The organism is Pseudomonas sp. LBUM1668 (genome assembly GCF_059695715.1).
Genome location: NZ_CP166787.1, coordinates 5058521 through 5077176 on the forward strand (window position 1 = coordinate 5058521; position 18656 = coordinate 5077176).

Annotated in this window: 19 protein-coding genes and 4 tRNA genes; 14 read left to right on the forward strand and 9 right to left on the reverse strand. The window is 57.7% G+C overall.

What is annotated here, in order from left to right:
* Positions 1-34: 34 nt before the first annotated feature.
* Complete coding sequence (locus ACA061_RS22720; RefSeq protein ID WP_150617380.1) at positions 35-391, reverse strand: BON domain-containing protein; 357 nt, start codon at positions 389-391, stop codon at positions 35-37.
* A 298-nt stretch (positions 392-689) separates the two neighbouring features.
* On the reverse strand, positions 690-1130 hold the full coding sequence (locus ACA061_RS22725) for a pilin (RefSeq protein ID WP_150617379.1): 441 nt from the start codon (positions 1128-1130) through the stop codon (positions 690-692).
* A gap of 224 nt (positions 1131-1354) precedes the next feature.
* Here ACA061_RS22725 and pilB point away from each other — a divergent pair, with 224 nt between their 5' ends.
* Genes pilB through yacG form a run of 5 tightly spaced genes read left to right on the forward strand, consistent with a single transcriptional unit; the run spans position 1355 to position 5966 of the window.
* Positions 1355-3055 (forward strand): type IV-A pilus assembly ATPase PilB, encoded by a 1701-nt coding sequence (gene pilB, locus ACA061_RS22730; RefSeq protein WP_210701860.1) that lies wholly within the window; start codon positions 1355-1357, stop codon positions 3053-3055.
* 2 nt (positions 3056-3057) lie between these two features.
* Positions 3058-4275, forward strand: a complete 1218-nt coding sequence (locus ACA061_RS22735; protein ID WP_210554913.1) for a type II secretion system F family protein — start codon at positions 3058-3060, stop codon at positions 4273-4275.
* 1 nt (position 4276) lies between these two features.
* Positions 4277-5149: a prepilin peptidase gene (locus tag ACA061_RS22740; protein WP_210554912.1), complete on the forward strand. Its 873-nt coding sequence runs from the start codon at positions 4277-4279 to the stop codon at positions 5147-5149.
* On the forward strand, positions 5146-5769 hold the full coding sequence (gene coaE, locus ACA061_RS22745) for a dephospho-CoA kinase (RefSeq protein WP_150617376.1): 624 nt from the start codon (positions 5146-5148) through the stop codon (positions 5767-5769). The genes ACA061_RS22740 and coaE overlap by 4 nt, the downstream gene beginning before the upstream one ends.
* Positions 5766-5966 (forward strand): DNA gyrase inhibitor YacG, encoded by a 201-nt coding sequence (gene yacG, locus ACA061_RS22750; RefSeq protein ID WP_042561115.1) that lies wholly within the window; start codon positions 5766-5768, stop codon positions 5964-5966. Before coaE ends, yacG begins: the two co-directional genes overlap by 4 nt.
* 5 nt (positions 5967-5971) lie before the next feature.
* Here yacG and ACA061_RS22755 read toward each other — a convergent pair whose 3' ends face one another.
* Together ACA061_RS22755 and ACA061_RS22760 are read right to left on the reverse strand one after the other, a co-directional pair.
* Entirely contained in the window at positions 5972-6187 is a 216-nt protein-coding gene (locus tag ACA061_RS22755) for a hypothetical protein (RefSeq protein ID WP_150602218.1), read from the reverse strand.
* Between the two features lie 65 nt (positions 6188-6252).
* On the reverse strand, positions 6253-6942 hold the full coding sequence (locus ACA061_RS22760) for an energy-coupling factor ABC transporter permease (protein WP_150602217.1): 690 nt from the start codon (positions 6940-6942) through the stop codon (positions 6253-6255).
* 246 nt (positions 6943-7188) lie between these two features.
* Between ACA061_RS22760 and ACA061_RS22765 the strand changes: the two genes are divergently transcribed.
* The 9 genes from ACA061_RS22765 (at position 7189) to ACA061_RS22805 (ending at position 15227) form a co-directional block, all read left to right on the forward strand.
* A complete protein-coding gene (locus tag ACA061_RS22765) occupies positions 7189-8643 on the forward strand; it encodes a TrkH family potassium uptake protein (RefSeq protein WP_497300084.1) in 1455 nt (484 codons plus the stop codon).
* A 104-nt stretch (positions 8644-8747) separates the two neighbouring features.
* Positions 8748-9743, forward strand: a complete 996-nt coding sequence (locus tag ACA061_RS22770) for a TRAP transporter substrate-binding protein (RefSeq protein ID WP_497300085.1) — start codon at positions 8748-8750, stop codon at positions 9741-9743.
* Positions 9744-9816: 73 nt separating this feature from the next.
* On the forward strand, positions 9817-10449 hold the full coding sequence (locus ACA061_RS22775; RefSeq protein ID WP_150602215.1) for a TRAP transporter small permease: 633 nt from the start codon (positions 9817-9819) through the stop codon (positions 10447-10449).
* On the forward strand, positions 10446-11729 hold the full coding sequence (gene dctM, locus ACA061_RS22780; protein ID WP_150602214.1) for a C4-dicarboxylate TRAP transporter large permease protein DctM: 1284 nt from the start codon (positions 10446-10448) through the stop codon (positions 11727-11729). Before ACA061_RS22775 ends, dctM begins: the two co-directional genes overlap by 4 nt.
* A gap of 58 nt (positions 11730-11787) precedes the next feature.
* The gene (locus tag ACA061_RS22785) at positions 11788-12414 is read left to right on the forward strand and encodes a DUF1780 domain-containing protein (protein ID WP_007909887.1); all 627 of its coding nucleotides are present in this window, start codon (positions 11788-11790) and stop codon (positions 12412-12414) included.
* A complete protein-coding gene (locus tag ACA061_RS22790; RefSeq protein WP_210554907.1) occupies positions 12411-12938 on the forward strand; it encodes an MOSC domain-containing protein in 528 nt (175 codons plus the stop codon). The genes ACA061_RS22785 and ACA061_RS22790 overlap by 4 nt, the downstream gene beginning before the upstream one ends.
* Positions 12939-12989: 51 nt before the next feature.
* Positions 12990-13163 carry a DUF3094 family protein gene (locus tag ACA061_RS22795; protein WP_042561123.1) on the forward strand — a complete coding sequence of 58 codons (174 nt, stop codon included), beginning with the start codon at positions 12990-12992 and terminating at the stop codon, positions 13161-13163.
* 63 nt (positions 13164-13226) lie between these two features.
* Entirely contained in the window at positions 13227-14525 is a 1299-nt protein-coding gene (locus tag ACA061_RS22800; protein ID WP_150617371.1) for an NAD(P)/FAD-dependent oxidoreductase, read from the forward strand.
* Between the two features lie 294 nt (positions 14526-14819).
* Positions 14820-15227, forward strand: a complete 408-nt coding sequence (locus tag ACA061_RS22805) for an HvfA family oxazolone/thioamide-modified RiPP metallophore (protein ID WP_150595326.1) — start codon at positions 14820-14822, stop codon at positions 15225-15227.
* Between the two features lie 135 nt (positions 15228-15362).
* On the opposite strand, the gene ACA061_RS22810 is transcribed toward ACA061_RS22805, so the two are convergent.
* The 5 genes from ACA061_RS22810 to clpB form a co-directional block, all read right to left on the reverse strand.
* Positions 15363-15439: transfer RNA gene (locus ACA061_RS22810), tRNA-Pro, on the reverse strand.
* Positions 15440-15533: 94 nt separating this feature from the next.
* Positions 15534-15609 (reverse strand) — tRNA-Lys (locus tag ACA061_RS22815).
* 5 nt (positions 15610-15614) lie between these two features.
* Positions 15615-15691: transfer RNA gene (locus ACA061_RS22820), tRNA-Pro, on the reverse strand.
* A gap of 9 nt (positions 15692-15700) precedes the next feature.
* A tRNA-Asn gene (locus ACA061_RS22825) sits at positions 15701-15776 on the reverse strand.
* A gap of 296 nt (positions 15777-16072) precedes the next feature.
* Complete coding sequence (gene clpB / locus ACA061_RS22830) at positions 16073-18637, reverse strand: ATP-dependent chaperone ClpB (protein ID WP_150602211.1); 2565 nt, start codon at positions 18635-18637, stop codon at positions 16073-16075.
* Positions 18638-18656 lie beyond the last annotated feature (19 nt).

The following is an 18656-nucleotide window of genomic DNA, read 5'->3' on the forward strand; positions in this document are numbered from 1 at the left end:
GCCCCTTCTCCCGGTCCAGGCGAGAAGTCATGCCTTACTCGGCTTTCAGGCCGTCAGCGGAGACCGCTTTAACGCCTTTGATTTTCTTGGCGATGGCTACTGCAGTAGTTTTCTGCGAATCGGTTACGGCAGTAGTCGACGACAGCGATACAACGCCTTGGTTGGTTTCAACTTTAATGTCGGTACCTGGAATGCCTTTTTCGGTTACCAGGTCAGCTTTGACCTTGGTGGTGATCCAGGTATCGGAAGTATCTTGTTTCATCTCGGTGACTTCACCGGCAGCCAGAGTCATTGGAGCCTGGGTAGCCTGAGCCGATTGTGCGAATGCACCGGAAGCCATGGTCAGGGTCAGCGCGGTAGCAGCAGCGGCAGTGATAGCGAACTTCTTCATACGAGTAACTCCTGTTTTTCTGGAAAGTCTGCTGGATGTCTTGTCAGCAGGGTTACCGTAGATATTGCGAACGCTGTGCCAACTTTTTGAAAGACATTAAATCTTTATAAATCAATAACTTACAAATAATGCAAAATTCCGGATTCATGCAAAATGCATGACTTGTTGAATATTCACATGCAAGTTGCGGCTTTTTGAAAAGTTCCTAAGGCGCTGAAATTATTGAAGCTTTTGTGAAGCGCTGCGCAATGAAAAATGCCCCGCATTGCGGGGCATCTCTTGAACGTAGCCTGCCGAATTACGCACCGCTGGCCGTGCAGCCTTTAGGGGAATATTCCGTATTAACCGTCGTTGCGCACGTCCACACGCCCGATGTGGCACCCGTGGTTGCGCCTGAGCGGCTGAGTGTGATCGTTTTGCCGAGTACCGGACCTGGCGCATTGACCAGTGTGCAAGTGATTGAACCGGCACCCGACGAGGCTGTGCCCGTAGCCGCCAATGTACAGTTGGATGTCGTCGCCGCAGCACCACCGGCCACCAGTGTCAGCGTCGGATCGGTGCCCTGATTGATGGTGTCTTCAAACGGCACTTTCAGAGCGCTGATCTCTGCCAGCCCCGCCGTTACCTTGGATCGCGCCTGATATTTCGAATACTGCGGCAGGGCGATAGTCGCCAGAATCCCGATGATCGCCACAACGATCAGCAGCTCGATCAGCGTAAAACCTTGTTGTTTTTTCATAGAAACGCTCCATGCATGAGTCGAAATCTCATGATCTGAGATGAACCGAGCATAGCCCATGCCAAGCGCCTGAGCCCTGCACACAAAGCGCCAGCGTCGCCCTACGCAGTTTCCTACAACCCGCAACCGCACTATCTGACACTTTTTGTCACCTGCACCGACCGTGTTAGGCGCTCTCACTTGACTAGGCTATAAGTCATGAACGGCAAGCGTGCGGAATCCCCATGAATGACATCGCTCTGAGCGGTCTGGCCAAACAATTGGTGCAGGCCGAACTGCTGACGGAAAAAAGCGCCGAGCAGGCCTCGCAACAGGCCCAGCGCAATCGGCTGTCGCTGGTCAGTTATCTGGTGCAGAACAAACTGGTAAAGAGCGCGCAGGTAGCCGAGATCGCCTCCGAGCACTTTGGCATGGCGTTCCTCGACCTTAATTGCCTGGACAAGGAAACCCAGCCCAAAGGCCTGGTCAGTGAAAAACTGATACGCCAGCATCACGCCCTGCCCTTGTGGCGACGCGGCAACAAGCTGTTCGTGGGGATTTCCGACCCCAGCAATCATCAAGCGATCAACGACATCCAGTTCAGCACCGGATTGAGCACCGAAGCCATCCTGGTGGAGGACGATAAGCTCAGCGACGCCATCGAAAAGTTCTTCGATACCCACGCCAGCGGTCTCGAAGACATGGCCGACGTCGATCTCGACGGCCTCGATGTCGAATCGATCGACGACAACAAGCAGGACGCCATCGGCGGACAAGACGCCGACGATGCGCCGGTGGTGCGTTTCGTCCACAAGATGCTGCTCGATGCGATCAAGAGCGGCTCCTCCGACCTGCATTTCGAGCCTTACGAAAAGAACTACCGGGTACGGGTGCGCACCGACGGCATTTTGCGCGAGGTGGCCAGGCCGCCGATCCAACTGGCCGGGCGCATCGCCGCACGTTTGAAAGTCATGGCCAGCCTCGACATCTCGGAACGGCGCAAACCGCAGGACGGACGGATCAAGATGCGCCTGTCCAAAAGCAAGTCGATCGACTTCCGGGTCAATACCCTGCCGACCCTGTGGGGCGAGAAAGTGGTGATCCGGATCCTCGACCCCTCCAGCGCGCAGATGGGCATCGACGCCCTCGGCTATGAGCCTGAGCAGAAAGAGCTGTATTTGGCAGCACTGAAGCAGCCACAAGGGATGATTCTGGTCACCGGCCCCACTGGCTCGGGCAAAACCGTGTCGCTGTACACCGGGCTGAATATTCTCAACACGGTCGACATCAACATATCCACCGCCGAAGACCCGGTGGAGATCAACATGGAAGGCATCAACCAGGTCAACGTCAACCCCAGGCAGGGGCTCGACTTTGCCCAGGCCTTGCGCTCGTTTCTGCGTCAGGATCCGGACGTGATCATGGTCGGCGAGATCCGCGATCTGGAAACCGCCGAGATCGCGATCAAGGCTGCGCAAACCGGTCACCTCGTATTGTCCACACTGCACACCAACAGCGCCGCCGAAACCCTGACGCGACTGCACAACATGGGTATCCCCGGTTTCAACATCGCCACCTCTGTCAGCCTGATCATCGCCCAGCGGCTGGCGCGCAAGTTGTGCAGCCACTGCAAGAGAGCCATCGAGATTCCGCGCGAAACCCTGATCAAGGAAGGCTTCCCCGAGGAACGCATCGGCAGTTTCACGATCTACGAGCCAGTCGGTTGCGATCACTGCAATGGCGGTTACAAGGGACGCGTGGGGATTTATGAAGTGGTGAAGAACACAGCAGACCTGCAACGACTGATCATGGCCGAGGGCAACTCGCTGGAAATCGACATTCAGATGCGCCGCGACGGCTACGACGACTTGCGTACCTCAGGTCTGCGCAAGGCCATGCAAGGCATTACCAGCCTGGAAGAAATCAACCGGGTCACCAAGGACTGAACATGGCAGTCAAGGCAGCGAAAATCAGCGTCTACGCCTGGGAAGGCACGGACAAGAAAGGCAGCAAACTCAGCGGTGAATTAAGCGGGCAGAACCCGGCACTGATCAAGGCTCAACTACGCAAACAAGGGATCAATCCGGGGAAGGTGCGCAAAAAAACCGCCTCGTTTTTCAGCTTCGGCAAACGCATCAGGCCCCGCGACATCGCCCTGTTCACGCGGCAGATGGCGACCATGATGAAGGCTGGCGTGCCGCTGCTGCAGTCGTTCGACATCATCGGTGAGGGCTTCGAAAACCCGGCCATGCGCAAACTGGTCGACGAGGTGAAACAGGAGGTCGCCGCCGGCAACAGTTTCGCCAACGCCCTGCGCAAGAAGCCGCAATATTTCGATGAGTTGTATTGCAACCTCGTGGATGCCGGCGAACAGTCCGGCGCCCTCGATACGCTGCTGGAACGGGTCGCAACCTATAAGGAAAAAAGCGAAGCCCTCAAGGCCAAGATCAAGAAAGCCATGACCTACCCCACCGCCGTGGTGCTGGTTGCAGCCGTGGTAACCGGGATTCTGCTGGTGAAAGTGGTGCCGCAGTTCGAGTCGGTTTTTTCCGGTTTCGGTGCAGAGTTGCCTGGGTTCACCCTGATGGTCATCAGCCTCTCGGAATTCATGCAGCAATGGTGGTGGGCGATACTCGTTGCTCTGGTGGCCGCTTTTTTCGGCACCCGCCATGCGCTGAAAAAATCCCAGGCGATGCGCGATCGCAAAGACACCTGGCTATTGAAGCTGCCGTTGGTAGGCACGCTGATGTACAAATCCGCCGTTGCACGCTTCGCCCGGACCTTGTCGACCACGTTTGCTGCCGGCGTACCGTTGGTGGAAGCGCTCGACTCGGTGGCCGGCGCCACGGGTAACGTGGTGTTCAAGCGTGCGGTATTGCGCATCCGCCAAGACGTTTCCACGGGCATGCAGTTGAATTTCTCCATGCGCACCACCGGGGTTTTCCCCAACATGGCGGTGCAGATGACTGCCATCGGCGAAGAGTCCGGCGCGCTGGACGAGATGCTCGCCAAGGTCGCCGGGTTTTACGAGGACGAAGTGGATAACATGGTCGACAACCTCACCAGCCTCATGGAGCCGTTCATCATGGTCGTCCTGGGGGTGATTGTCGGCGGTCTGGTGGTGGCGATGTACCTGCCGATCTTCCAACTCGGCTCAGCGATCTGACATGCCTATCGACGAACTGTTTGCCCTGTACCCACTGGCCTTTGTCTTCACCGCGTTGCTGCTCGGTCTTATCGTCGGCAGCTTTCTCAATGTGCTGGTCTGGCGCTTGCCGAAAATGCTCGAACGCGATTGGCGCCAGCAGGCGCAGGACGTACTCGGTCTACCCGGCGAAACGCCGCAGCCCACTTACAACCTGATGCTGCCGCACTCCGAGTGTCCGCACTGCGCACATCGAATTCGTGCGTGGGAAAACATTCCGCTGCTCAGTTATCTGTGGCTGCGCGGGCGCTGCTCCGCGTGCGCAGCGCCCATCAGCAAACGCTATCCGCTGGCCGAACTGAGTTGTGGACTGCTTTCAGCGTTTATCGCCTGGCATGTGGGTTTTGGCTGGGCGGCCTGTCTGTTGATCTTCCTCACCTGGGGCTTGCTGGCGATGAGCCTGATCGACACCGAGCATCAATTGTTGCCCGATGTGCTGGTGCTGCCATTGTTGTGGCTGGGGCTGATCGTCAACAGTTTCGGGCTGTTCGTGCCGCTGCACGATGCCATGTGGGGCGCGGTGGCCGGTTATATGGCGCTGTGGTCGGTGTTCTGGCTGTTCAAACTGCTGACCGGCAAGGACGGCATCGGTCACGGTGATTTCAAGCTGCTGGCGCTGCTCGGCGCCTGGGGTGGCTGGCAGATTCTGCCGCTGACGATCCTGTTGTCTTCGCTGGTGGGAGCGATTATCGGGGTGATTTTGCTGCGTGTGCGCGAGCAGAAAACCTCGACGCCGATCCCCTTCGGACCTTATCTGGCAATTGCCGGCTGGATTGCCTTGCTCTGGGGTGGTCAAATAACCGACTTCTATTGGCAGTTTGTCGGTTTGAAATGAATACCCCTGTGGAAAAACCCTGGATTCTCGGCCTGACCGGCGGCATCGGCAGCGGCAAAAGCGCCGCGGCCCAGCACTTCATCGACCTTGGCATCCATGTGGTCGACGCTGATCACGCAGCACGTTGGGTGGTCGAGCCGGGGCGCCCGGCGCTGGCCAGGATTGCCGAGCACTTCGGCGCTGGCGTGTTGCAGGCTGACGGCACGCTGGATCGCGCCGCCCTGCGCAAGCTGATCTTCGAAGTCCCGGAGCAGCGCCGCTGGCTCGAAGCCCTGCTGCATCCGTTGATCGCCGAGGAAATCGCCCATCATCTGGCGCAGGCAAAATCGCCCTATGCGATTCTGGTTTCGCCGCTGTTGATCGAATCCGGGCAGTACGCGATGACCCAGCGAATCCTGGTGATCGACGCTCCGCAACAACTGCAGATCGAACGCACCTTGCAGCGTGACCAGACCAGCGAACAGCAGGTTCAGGCGATCCTCAAGGCCCAGTCGAGCCGTGAAGACCGCGTGAGCCGTGCCGACGACGTGGTGGTCAACGACCGCGACCTCGCCTGGCTGCACAGCGAGGTCGAGCGCCTGCATGACTTTTACCTGACTTTAAGTGGAGGCCAATCATGAGCCAGATCCCAACCGTAGAATGCCCAACGTGTGGCGCCCCCGTGGAATTCACGCCGGATAACAAATTCCGGCCGTTCTGCTCCGATCGCTGCAAACTGATCGACCTCGGCGCCTGGGCCTCCGAAGAGCACAAGATCCCGGTCGCACCGGATGCCGAGGATGAACTGTTTTCCGGCGATTTCGATCCGCGCCACTGATCCCGTCAGGGTCGCATGAAGCCGTAGTCCTGATCGTCGTCGAGGTTTTCCGCCAGAAAGCGCAACTCGTCGGCCAGGTCTTCGGCGTTGCGCACGGTCTTGCTCTGTTGCACCACCGCACTGAGCAAGGCGCGCAAACTCAATCCCGGGTCAAAACCTACTTCTTGCGCCATCTCCAGACTCTGCCGGGTTTGCTGCCGCGCCCACTCGTAAACACTCATGCTGCCGCTCCTGAAGGGATTTGGCCGAGCATGAAATGCCGCGCGCGTGGCGGGTTTGATATGGATCAAGACTTGGGGTCGTCGTCCTTCCAGGGTGCCGAAAGGTAGCGCGTGCGGTTGAACGTCTCCAGCCATTCCGGGCTGAACACCACCAGTGCGCTGACCACCATGCCGTTGATGAAAGCCTCGGGGAATATGATCAGCCACAGGTAGCCGATAAAGTCTTCCAGCCATTCGGGCATGGCAAACAGGCCGTCGTACCAGAGCAATGTCAGGCTCAGCAGCAGACACAGCAGCGCCGACAGCGCGGCGGCGAGAAACCCGGAGCAGAAGATGTACACAAAGGGATTGCGTGGCTGGGCGCGCTCGACGAGGATCGCCACGCACTCGGTAATCAGCACCGGCAGCAGAATGAACAACGCACCGTTGACCCCCAGCGCCGCGAGATCCTGGCGCCCGAGCAGCAACAGACCGACCTGCGCCACCAACCCGCCGAGAATCGCCAGCGGCCAGTCCAGCAGCAACGTCACCGCCGTCATGCCAATGAAGTGATAAGACACTCCGGTATCGAAATCCCGGCGCACCAGCCACAACAGAAACAACGCGAACACCGTGCCGAACAACAGATGCTGGCGACGGCTGTCACTGAACAATTCGACCCAGGGAGCACGAACAATCGCCCAGAGCAGCACCGGCAGGTAAATCAGCCATCCGAGCGTCAGGCTTGTGGATGACAGCAGTTCGGCGCCGATCATAGATGAGCCTTCGCTGACGCCTGGGGCCACGCCAGCCGAAGATCGAGCAGCAACACTGATATATTTTTCACGCGGATCTCCCGTCGAGACAGATCTCAGTCTATACCGCCGTTTGCGACTCGCCGTGTCACGCTTCTGCGCGTGGCGTGCAGTAAATACGGAGGAAAGAAAAAGTTACGAAAACTTTACGGGACGAGACAACAGGCCCGCCGATACTGCGCGGCGCTAACAAAACAGGCGTTATCTATGTCCATTGCGGTAGTACGGCTCATCAGCTTCATTCTGGGAATTATTCTGATCACGCTTGCGGTGAGCATGCTGATACCGATGCTGACGCTGGTGATCCATGATCGCAAAGATGATATGTCGGCCTTCCTGTGGTCGAGCTTGATCACAGCGCTGTGCGGGCTGCTGATGATTAACAAGGGTCGCCCCGAGAACGTTCATTTGCGTCCTCGCGATATGTACATGCTGACGACCGCCAGTTGGGTGGTTGTGTGCATATTCGCCGCATTGCCCATGGTGCTTATCCAGCACATCAGCTACACCGATGCGTTTTTTGAAACGATGTCAGGCATCACCACGACTGGATCGACCATCCTCACCGGGCTGGACACGGCATCTCCAGGATTGCTGATCTGGCGATCGATGCTGCATTGGCTGGGCGGGATCGGCTTCATCGGCATGGCGGTGGCTATCCTGCCATTACTGCGGGTCGGGGGCATGCGGCTATTCAAGACTGAATCATCCGACTGGTCGGAAAAGGTCACGCCGCGCTCCCATGTCGCCGCCAAATACATTCTGGGGCTTTATATCGGGCTTACCGGTCTTGCCACGCTGGCCCTGTGGATAGCAGGGATGACGCCGTTCGAAGCCATCAACCATTCAATGTCATTGATTTCCACGGGAGGATTTTCGACCTCCGATGCCTCGCTGGCACATTGGACGCAACCGTCCATTCATTGGGTGGCGGTCGCTATCATGATTCTGGGCAGCCTCCCTTTCACGCTGTATGTGAGCACGCTTCGCGGCAACAAACGGGCCTTGTTCAAAGATCATCAGGTACGCGGGTTCATTGGCTTTTTGCTCATTACCTGGGTGCTGGTCGGTACCTGGTTGTGCTTGCACAGCGAGTACGGCTGGTGGGAAGCGTTCCGGATCGTGGCGGTCAACGTGACATCGGTGGTCACGACGACCGGCGTAGCGCTGGGGGATTACACGTTATGGGGCAGTTTTGCCGTATTGCTGTTCTTCTATCTGACCTTTGTCGGAGGTTGCTCCGGCTCCACCGCTGGCGGTCTTAAAATATTCCGCTTTCAAGTGGCCGGCACACTGCTGATGGGCAGTCTGAATCAATTGATCCACCCTCGCGCCGTGATCCGAAAAAAATACAACAAACACCCCATCGACGAGGACATCGCCCGTTCGCTGCTGACGTTTTCATTCTTTTTCACCATCACTATCGGGGCGATCGCCATGGGGTTGGCACTCATCGGCCTGGACTGGACAACTGCATTGAGTGGCGCGGCTACCGCCGTCTGCAACGTCGGGCCTGGCGTTGGCTCGATCATTGGCCCGGCGGGAAACTTTTCCACACTGCCCGATGCTGCCAAATGGCTGCTGACTATCGGCATGCTTTTGGGAAGACTGGAGATCCTAACCGTCCTGGTGCTGCTCACACCGGTTTTCTGGAAATACTAGTCTCGACAACCCTTTGAGATTTATTGCCTAGACTCCTCTTGTCCACCGTGCAAACGCTTTTCAGCCCTGAACCGCACGAGAACTAAAACAAGAGGAACATCTCAATGCTTAAATCATTGCGCAACGCGGTCGTCTGCGCCCTCGCGCTGGGCGTATCGGGCCTGGCGCTGGCGGCCGATCCAATCGTTATCAAGTTTTCCCATGTCGTCGCCGAGCAAACGCCCAAAGGCCAGGGCGCGCTGCTGTTCAAGAAACTCGTCGAAGAACGCCTGAAGGACAAGGTCAAGGTTGAGGTCTACCCGAACTCTTCGCTGTTTGGCGACGGCAAGGAAATGGAGGCACTGCTGTTGGGCGATGTGCAGCTCATTGCACCGTCGCTGGCCAAGTTCGAACAATACACACCGAAATTGCAGCTATTCGACTTGCCGTTCCTGTTCAACGACATCACGGCCGTCGACCGTTTCCAGCGCAGCCCTCAAGGCCAGGAACTGCTCAAGTCGATGGAAAGCAAGAACATCACAGGGCTGGCTTATTGGCACAACGGCATGAAGCAGCTGTCCGCCAACAAGAAGCTGGTTGTACCGGGCGATGCCCGGGGTCTGAAATTCCGTGTACAGGCGTCGGCGGTACTGGATGAGCAATTCAAAGCAGTGAAAGCCAACCCGCGCAAGTTGAGCTTCGCCGAGGTATATCAAAGCTTGCAGACCGGTGTGGTGAATGGCGCGGAAAACCCTTACTCGAACATCTTCAGTCAGAAAATGCACGAGGTGCAGAAGTTCATCACTGAATCCGACCATGGCTTGCTCGACTACATGCTGATCACCAACACCAAGTTCTGGAATGGCCTGCCGCCGGATGTGAGAACCGAACTGGATAAAATAATCGTCGAGGTTACCGCCCAGGTGAACAAAGACGCCGAGAAGCTCAACCAGGACGCCAAACAGCATATCGTCGACGCCAAAACCACTGAAATCATCCTGCTGACTCCGGAACAACGTGGCGAGTGGCGTGAAAAAATGAAGCCGGTCTGGGCGAAGTTCGAAGGTGCTATTGGCGCCGACCTGATCAAGGCCGCCGACGCCTCGAACCAGGCTCAGTAAATCTGCCCGCGTGTGCCGCCTCAAAGGGGCGGCACCTGTTTCATTGTCGTCACTCGATCGGGAGCAGCCATTCATGAATGCCTTGCGGCGCATCTGGGACCACTTCGAGGAAGGCTTCATTGTTTTCCTGTTGGCGGCAATGACGCTGGTGACGTTCGTTTACGTCATCCTGAACAACCTCTATAGCGTTTTCTACAGCTTCGCCGAGCAATGGCAAGGCGCCAGTGAATCGTTATTCGCAATTGGCGACAGCATCATGGGAATGGCCCAGGCCATGACGTGGAGCATCGCGTTGACCAAAGCCCTGTTTGCCTGGCTGATCTTTTTTGGCCTGTCCTATGGCGTGCGCACTGCCGGGCATATCGGTGTCGATGCCTTGGTGAAGCTGGCAAGCAAACCGGCTCAGCGCATCATCGCCATCATTGCCTGCCTGTGCTGTCTCGGCTATGCGGGGCTGCTCAGTGTCAGCAGTTTCGAATGGATTCAAACGTTGTTCATCGCCGGTATCGGCGCTGAGGATCTCGGTCACTACGGCATCATGCAGTGGCACATCGGGCTGATCGTGCCAGTCGGTTTCGCTCTGGTGTTCATTCGCTTTGCCGAAATCCTCGTGCGCATCGTGCAGAACCGTCAAACCGGCCTGGGCCTGGCCGATGAAGCCGCAGATGCGCTGAAACTGACCGACCATGAGGATGACAAGAAATGACCATTCTGTTCCTCTTCGTCGCCCTGTTCGTGCTGATGTTCATCGGTGTACCGATCGCCATTTCCCTAGGTTTGGCCGGCTCGATGACGATCATTCTGTTCAGCCCCGACTCCGTGCGCTCACTGGCCATCAAGTTATTCGAGACATCCGAGCACTACACGTTACTGGCGATCCCGTTCTTTTTACTGGCCGGTGCGTTCATGACCACGGGCGGCGTCGCGCGACGCCTGATCGACTTTGCCAATGCGTGTGTCGGTCATATTCGCGGCGGCCTGGCCATCGCAGCCGTCCTCGCGTGCATGTTGTTCGCCGCGCTGTCCGGCTCGAGCCCTGCAACGGTCGCGGCCGTAGGTTCCATCGCAATTGCGGGCATGGTTCGCTCCGGTTATCCACAGGCGTTCGGTGCCGGCATCGTGTGCAATGCCGGCACGCTGGGCATTCTCATTCCGCCCTCCATTGTCATGGTGGTGTATGCCGCTGCGACGGAGACCTCGGTCGGCAAACTGTTCATGGCCGGGGTCATACCGGGTTTGCTGCTGGGTACTTTCTTGATGATTGCCATCTACATCGTCGCCGTCAGGAAAAACCTGCCCGCCATGCCTCGAGCCACCGTTCGTGAATGGTTTACGGCAGCACGCAAAGCCATCTGGGGCCTGTTGCTGATGGTCATCATCCTGGGTGGTATTTACTCAGGAATGTTCACCCCGACCGAGGCGGCGGCAGTGGCGGCGGTCTATTCCGCATTCATTGCACTGTTCGTCTACAAGGACATGACGTTCCGTGAGACGCCGAAAGTGCTGCTGGAATCTGCCAAGCTGAGCATCATGCTGATGTTCATCATCGCCAATGCCATGCTGTTCGCTCATGTGTTGACCACCGAGCAAATTCCGCAACAGATCACCGCCTGGGTCATCGGCGCGGGGCTGACGCCGGTGACTTTCCTGCTGGTGGTGAACATCGTGTTACTGGTGGCGGGAGCGTTCATGGAGCCCTCGGCAATCATCCTGATCCTGGCGCCGATCCTGTTTCCGATTGCCGTGCAGTTGGGGATCGACCCGATCCACCTGGGCATCATCATGGTGGTGAACCTGGAGATCGGGCTGATTACCCCGCCCGTGGGGCTGAACCTGTTCGTCACGTCGGCGGTGACAGGTATGTCGCTGGGTGCCACCATCCGTGCCGCGATGCCTTGGCTGATTATCCTGTTACTGTTCCTGATCTTGATAACCTATGTACCGTGGATTTCGCTGGCCCTGCCAAACTGGCTGGGGATGACGTAACCGGGAAGAGTTGTTCCTGGCCACTACTTCGATCACATTTGAACGCTAAGCTTGGCCTATGGATGACTCAGATTACTTACGCCTGCTGACCATCGCGGCCGAGCAGGCCAACGCATTCCTGTCCAATGCCCGCAAATGGGAGCGTGAGCGTTGGGTCTGCCAGCGCCTGCTGCAAGGCCTGAACATTCCTTATCGCGCCGACGAGTTCGCGCCTGCCGGCGAGCCGCCGGACGTGCTGTTTCGCGACGCCAACTTCGAAGTATTCTTCGTCCTCGACGAGGGGCGCAGGCTTAACGACGAATGGCGCGATGAACTGCAACGTCGGCGCAGCGCATTTTCCCTCAGTCAACTGGTGCGCCGCGAAGCCAAGCCGAAGCGGATTCCGGCCAATGAATTCCTCTTGCGCCTCGCCCCGACGCTGCGCAAAAAAGCCCACAACTACAAGGAACGCGGCATGGATCTGGGCGAACTGGACATCATCGCGTTCGCCAGCCTCAAGCGCGAAGTGCTGGACCTCAACAGCCACTTTCCACCGCCAACCGAATATCTGCGTCAGGGCTGGCGCTCGCTATCCCTCGTCGGCCCGACGTTCGCCCGCGTGCTGTTTGCGCACCCCGATGCACCGGACTTTCTGCGCAGTAACCTGGGGCGCAGCATCGTCTTCGATGTAGGGATCAGCCTGTGACGCCGCTGCAGCAATTGATCGCCGATGTCCCGCAAACCGGCACGGTGCGCTGGATCGGCGTGCGCCCCGAATCCCGTGGACCGATGCTCGAACTTGATGCCGTTGAGGCACGCCTTGAAGCCGGACTGACCGGCGACCACGCCCGCCCCGGGGTGCGCAATGCGCGGCAAGTGACGCTGATTCAGTGGGAACATCTGGCGGTGATCAGCGCATTGATGGGGCGACCACACGATCAACCGGTAAAACCTGAAGATCTGCGGCGCAATCTCGTTATAAGCGGGATCAACCTGTTCAGCCTCAAGGGCCGGCGCTTTCGTATCGGTCAGGCGATTTTTGAAACAACCGGCTGGTGCCAACCCTGCGCACGCCTGCAGAACAACCTCGGCCCCGGCACCTTTCAAGCGGTGCGCGGGCATGGCGGAATCACCGCGCGGGTGTTACAAAGCGGGATCATTCGCCTCGACGATAGCCTGTCTGTCGAACCGGTACCGGACAGCGGCTATGCTGCGTTCAACCCCGGTTGAAAACCGCTGTAGCTTCTGCACATTCAGCAACGTCTACCTGACGAGGCCTTTATGACCAGCCGCCTGAAACCCGAAGACCAAAAGCATGTCGAAGAGTACCTGCAACTGTCCCAACACCGTGTCGAGCGCCGGCCTTTCAGGCCGTGGATGCTCCTGGTGCTGGTGCTGGCAGTGACCATTGGTCTTGGCCTGTTGAGCCGATTTATCAGTTACCTGACGCTATGAGCAGCATCGCGCTCGCTCGGGTAACCGCACCGATTTCCTTTAAAAACCTTGCGAGTTATCCCCATGTCCCATCGTATTGTTATTGTCGGCGGCGGCGCCGGCGGTCTGGAGTTGGCTACCCGTCTGGGTAAGACTCTGGGCAAGCGCGGCACGGCCAGCGTGATGCTGGTCGACGCGAACCTGACGCACATCTGGAAACCGCTGTTGCACGAAGTGGCGGCTGGATCGCTGAACTCTTCCGAAGACGAACTCAACTATGTTGCCCAGGCCAAATGGAACCACTTCGAGTTCCAGCTGGGGCGCATGAGCGGGCTTGATCGCGCCGCGAAGAAAATCCAGCTGGCCGCCACCTACGACGAAAACGGCGTCGAACTGGTGCCCGCCCGCGAAGTGGCGTATGACTCGCTGGTGATCGCAGTCGGCAGTACCACCAACGATTTCGGCACTCAGGGCGCGGCGCAGCACTGCCTGTTCCTCGACACCCGCAAACAGGCCGAGCGTTTCCACCAGCAACTGCTCAACCACTACCTGCGCGCGCATGCCGGGCAAACCGATGTGGTCCAGCAGATCAGCGTGGCCATCGTCGGCGCTGGCGCTACCGGCGTCGAACTGGCGGCAGAATTGCACAACGCGGCGCATGAACTGGCGGCTTACGGCCTCGACCGCATCAAACCGGAAAACATGCACATAACCCTGATCGAAGCCGGGCCACGGGTGCTGCCTGCCCTGCCGGAGCGCATCAGCGGGCCGGTGCACAAGACTCTGGAGAAACTAGGGGTCAACGTGATGACCAATGCGTCGGTCAGCGAAGTGACGGCCGACAGCCTGATTACCGCCGATGGCAATGAGATCAAGGCCAGCCTGAAAGTCTGGGCGGCGGGCATTCGTGCACCGGGTTTCCTCAAGGATATCGATGGCCTGGAAACCAACCGCATCAATCAACTGCAAGTGCTGCCAACTTTGCAGACCACCCGCGACGAAAACATCTTCGCGTTCGGCGATTGCGCCGCATGCCCGCAGCCTGGCTCCGACCGCAACGTGCCGCCGCGTGCGCAAGCCGCGCACCAACAGGCGTCGCTGCTGGCCAAGTCGCTGAAGCTGCGTATCGAAGGCAAGACCCTGCCGGAATACAAATACACCGACTACGGCTCGCTGATTTCGCTGTCGCGTTTTTCGGCTGTGGGTAACTTGATGGGTAACCTGACTGGCAGCGTGATGCTTGAAGGCTGGCTGGCGCGGATGTTTTACGTGTCGCTGTATCGCATGCACCAGGTGGCGCTGTACGGGCCGTTTCGCACGGCAATGCTGATGCTGGGCAGCAAGATTGGTCGCGGGACCGAGCCGCGCCTGAAGCTGCATTGATGCAGTACCTGTAGGAGCTGCGGCACGCTGCGATCTTTTGATCTGGCTTTTAAAGATCAGGATCAAAAGATCGCAGCCTCGTTTTACTCGAATGCTCCTACAGGGTTTGAGGGTGATCTGGAGAGATGTGTCTGACTGTATCCTCCCCCGCCATCCCCACCTTCGCTTACAAACTCCCCGCTCCACGACACAGACGCGATACACCGCCACCGCCTAATGGCCCCACCCGAGCATACCTGCTCCGGCGGATCGTCCTTAACGTGTGGTTGCGCTGTGCAACCGTAGGAGAATGCAATGTCCCATCACTCGACTCTCGGCAAAAAATCCATTGGCCTGTTCGGCGCAGCGCTGGCAGGAGGTCTGATGCTGTCCGGCTCGGTATTCGCCGCGCAGCCACTGGCTCAGGGCTACATGGTCGCTTCAGCAGAAACCTCGGTAAAAACCCCGGAAGGCAAATGCGGTGAAGGCAAATGCGGCGATGCCTCGATGGCCAAGACTGACAGCGATGGCGACGGCAAAGTCTCACGCGCTGAATTCATCAAAGTCGCGCCGAAGTCAGATTTCGACAAGATCGACACCAACCATGACGGCTTCATCGATGAGCAAGAGGCCTACAACAACGTGAAAGCCAACTTCGAAGCCAACGGCAAGAAAATGCCCAAGGGCCTGTTCGAACACCTGAAAGATCAAGACGGCGCCTGAGTCGGCCTTGGACAAAGCCGCGAATTCCTTTGGAAACGCGGCTTTTTTACGCCTCAAACAACCACTGTTGCTGTTGCGCTTATAAATTGCGGACAAAAAAAATCCCCGTATCTTTCGATACGAGGATTTTTAATATGGTCGGGGTAAGGGGATTCGAACTCCTGACATCCTGCTCCCAAAGCAGGCGCGCTACCGGACTGCGCTATACCCCGGTAAAAAAAAGGCGACCTTTCAGTCGCCTTCTTCGATCAGCGCTTTTGGCCTCTGATCTTAAGATTCGATTCCAGCGTTAACTGGTTTCAAAAATGGTGGGTCGTGTGGGATTCGAACCTACGACCAATTGGTTAAAAGCCAACTGCTCTACCAACTGAGCTAACGACCCAAAAATGGTCGGGGTAAGGGGATTCGAACTCCTGACATCCTGCTCCCAAAGCAGGCGCGCTACCGGACTGCGCTATACCCCGGTTTGAAATTGGCTCCGTGACCAGGACTCGAACCTGGGACCCAATGATTAACAGTCATTTGCTCTACCGACTGAGCTATCACGGAACTACATATTTCAATTTACAACGGTGAAACTTGAAGCTTTCAGACTCCGTTCGCATCGCTGCGTTCGTGTGTCTGAGGCGCGCTATTCTACAACCTAGAACACCTCTGTCAACCCCCTAAATCGCTTTCAAGTTAATGATTTGCAACTTATTTCAGATTTCCGCTCAGTGAGCTGAAACCCTTGTGGGTGACTGACTGCGGGGCGCACTTTACAAGCCTTTTCCTTTCAGTTCAACAGCCTGGCGAAAAAAAGGCCTCGCAATGCGAGGCCTTCCTTATTTCATTGGCGCTGCGGATCAGTTGAAAACGATTTCATCGTTCTCCACTGCGCCTGTTGCTGTCGCGCCAGGCAGGAAATGCCCCGACAGGATCAGTTGCGCCAACGGGTTTTCGATCCAGCGCTGGATCGCCCGCTTCAGAGGACGTGCGCCATAGACCGGGTCGTAGCCGACGGCTATCAGCTTGTCCATCGCTTCCGGGCTCAGCTCCAGCTTCAGCTCGCGCTCGGCCAGACGGCTGCGCAGGCGGCCCAACTGGATCTCGGTAATACCCGCGATCTGATCCCGCGCCAAAGGCTCGAAGATCACCACCTCGTCGACCCGGTTGATGAACTCCGGACGGAAGTGGGAAGTCAGCGCATCCATGACTGCCGCACGTTGTGCCTCACGATCACCGACCAGCTCCTGGATCTGCGACGAGCCGAGGTTAGAGGTCATGACAATCACGGTATTGCGGAAATCGACCGTACGGCCATGACTGTCGGTCAGGCGCCCATCCTCAAGCACTTGCAGCAGAATGTTGAACACATCCGGATGCGCCTTCTCGACTTCGTCCAAGAGGATCACCGAGTAAGGCTTGCGCCGCACCGCTTCGGTCAGGTAACCGCCCTCTTCGTAACCCACGTATCCCGGTGGCGCACCGATCAGCCGTGCCACGGAATGTTTCTCCATGAACTCGGACATGTCGATCCGCACCATCGCCTCTTCAGTATCAAAGAGGAACTCGGCGAGTGCCTTGCACAGCTCGGTTTTACCGACACCGGTCGGGCCGAGGAACATGAACGAGCCGCTCGGACGATTCGGGTCGGACAACCCGGCGCGCGAACGGCGCACCGCATTGGAAACCGCCACGACCGCTTCTTCCTGACCGATCACGCGCTTGTGCAACAGGCTTTCCATCTTCATCAGCTTGTCGCGCTCGCCTTCGAGCATTTTCGAGACAGGGATGCCGGTCCACTTCGACACGACTTCCGCGATCTCTTCCTCAGTCACCTTGCTGCGCAGCAACTGGTTTTCGCTCTTGCCGTGCTGGTCGACCATTTGCAGGCTGCGTTCCAGATCCGGGATGACCCCGTACTGCAATTCCGCCATGCGGTTCAGATCGCCTTTGCGGCGCGCGGCTTCCAGTTCCTGACGGGACTGTTCGATCTTCTGCTGAATCTGTGCAGAACCCTGCACCTCGGCTTTTTCCGAGTTCCAGATTTCTTCCAGGTCCGAGTATTCGCGCTCGAGACGAACGATTTCTTCCTGAAGTTTTTCCAGGCGCTTCATCGCCGCTTCATCGCTTTCTTTCTTCAGTGCCTGAGATTCAACTTTCAGCTGAATCAAACGGCGCTCCAGACGATCCAGCACTTCAGGCTTGGAATCGATCTCCATGCGGATGCGGCTGGCGGCCTCGTCGATCAGGTCGATGGCCTTGTCCGGCAACTGCCGATCCGTGATGTAACGGTGGCTAAGCTTGGCCGCCGCAATGATCGCGCCGTCGGTGATCGCGACTTTGTGGTGAACCTCGTAACGCTCTTTGAGGCCACGCAGGATCGCGATGGTGTCTTCTTCGCTCGGCTCTTCCACCAGCACTTTCTGGAAGCGTCGTTCGAGGGCCGCGTCCTTCTCTATATATTGGCGGTACTCGTTGAGCGTGGTTGCGCCAACACAATGCAACTCGCCGCGAGCCAGCGCTGGCTTGAGCATGTTGCCCGCGTCCATGGAACCTTCGCCCTTACCGGCACCGACCATGGTGTGCAGTTCGTCAATGAACAGAATGATCTGCCCTTCCTGCTTCGACAGCTCATTGAGCAGCGATTTCAGGCGCTCTTCGAACTCACCGCGATACTTGGCACCGGCAATCAGCGCGCCCATATCGAGGGACAGCAGACGCTTGCCCTTGAGGCCATCCGGCACTTCGCCATTGATGATGCGCTGGGCCAGACCTTCGGCAATCGCGGTTTTACCCACGCCAGGCTCACCGATCAGCACGGGGTTGTTCTTGGTGCGACGCTGCAGAACCTGAATGGTGCGACGGATTTCGTCGTCACGGCCGATCACCGGATCGAGCTTGCCGTCTTCGGCGCGCTTGGTGAGGTCGACGGTGTATTTATCCAGCGCCTGACGCGACTCTTCGTGGTTGGCGTCGTTAACGGCTTCGCCACCGCGCAGGTTGTTGATCGCGTTTTCCAGGGCTTTCTTGCTCACGCCCTGGCCGAGCAACAGCTTGCCGAGCTTGCTGTTTTCGTCCATCGCAGCGAGCAACACCAGTTCGCTGGAAATGAACTGATCGCCCTTCTGCTGGGCCAGACGATCAGCCTGATTGAGCAGGCGCGCCAGATCCTGCGACATATTCACGTCGCCAGTCGGGTTCTGGATTTTTGGTAATTGATCGAGCTCTTTGGTCAGCTCTTTTCGCAGGCTGTTGACGTCGAAGCCTACTTGCATCAGCAGAGGTTTGATCGAACCACCCTGCTGTTCAAGCATGGCCTGCATCAAGTGCGCCGGCTCGATGGCCGGATGATCGTGGCCGACAGCCAACGACTGGGCGTCGGACAATGCCAACTGTAATTTGCTGGTTAAACGGTCTATACGCATGGGTCACCTTCCTTTTGAG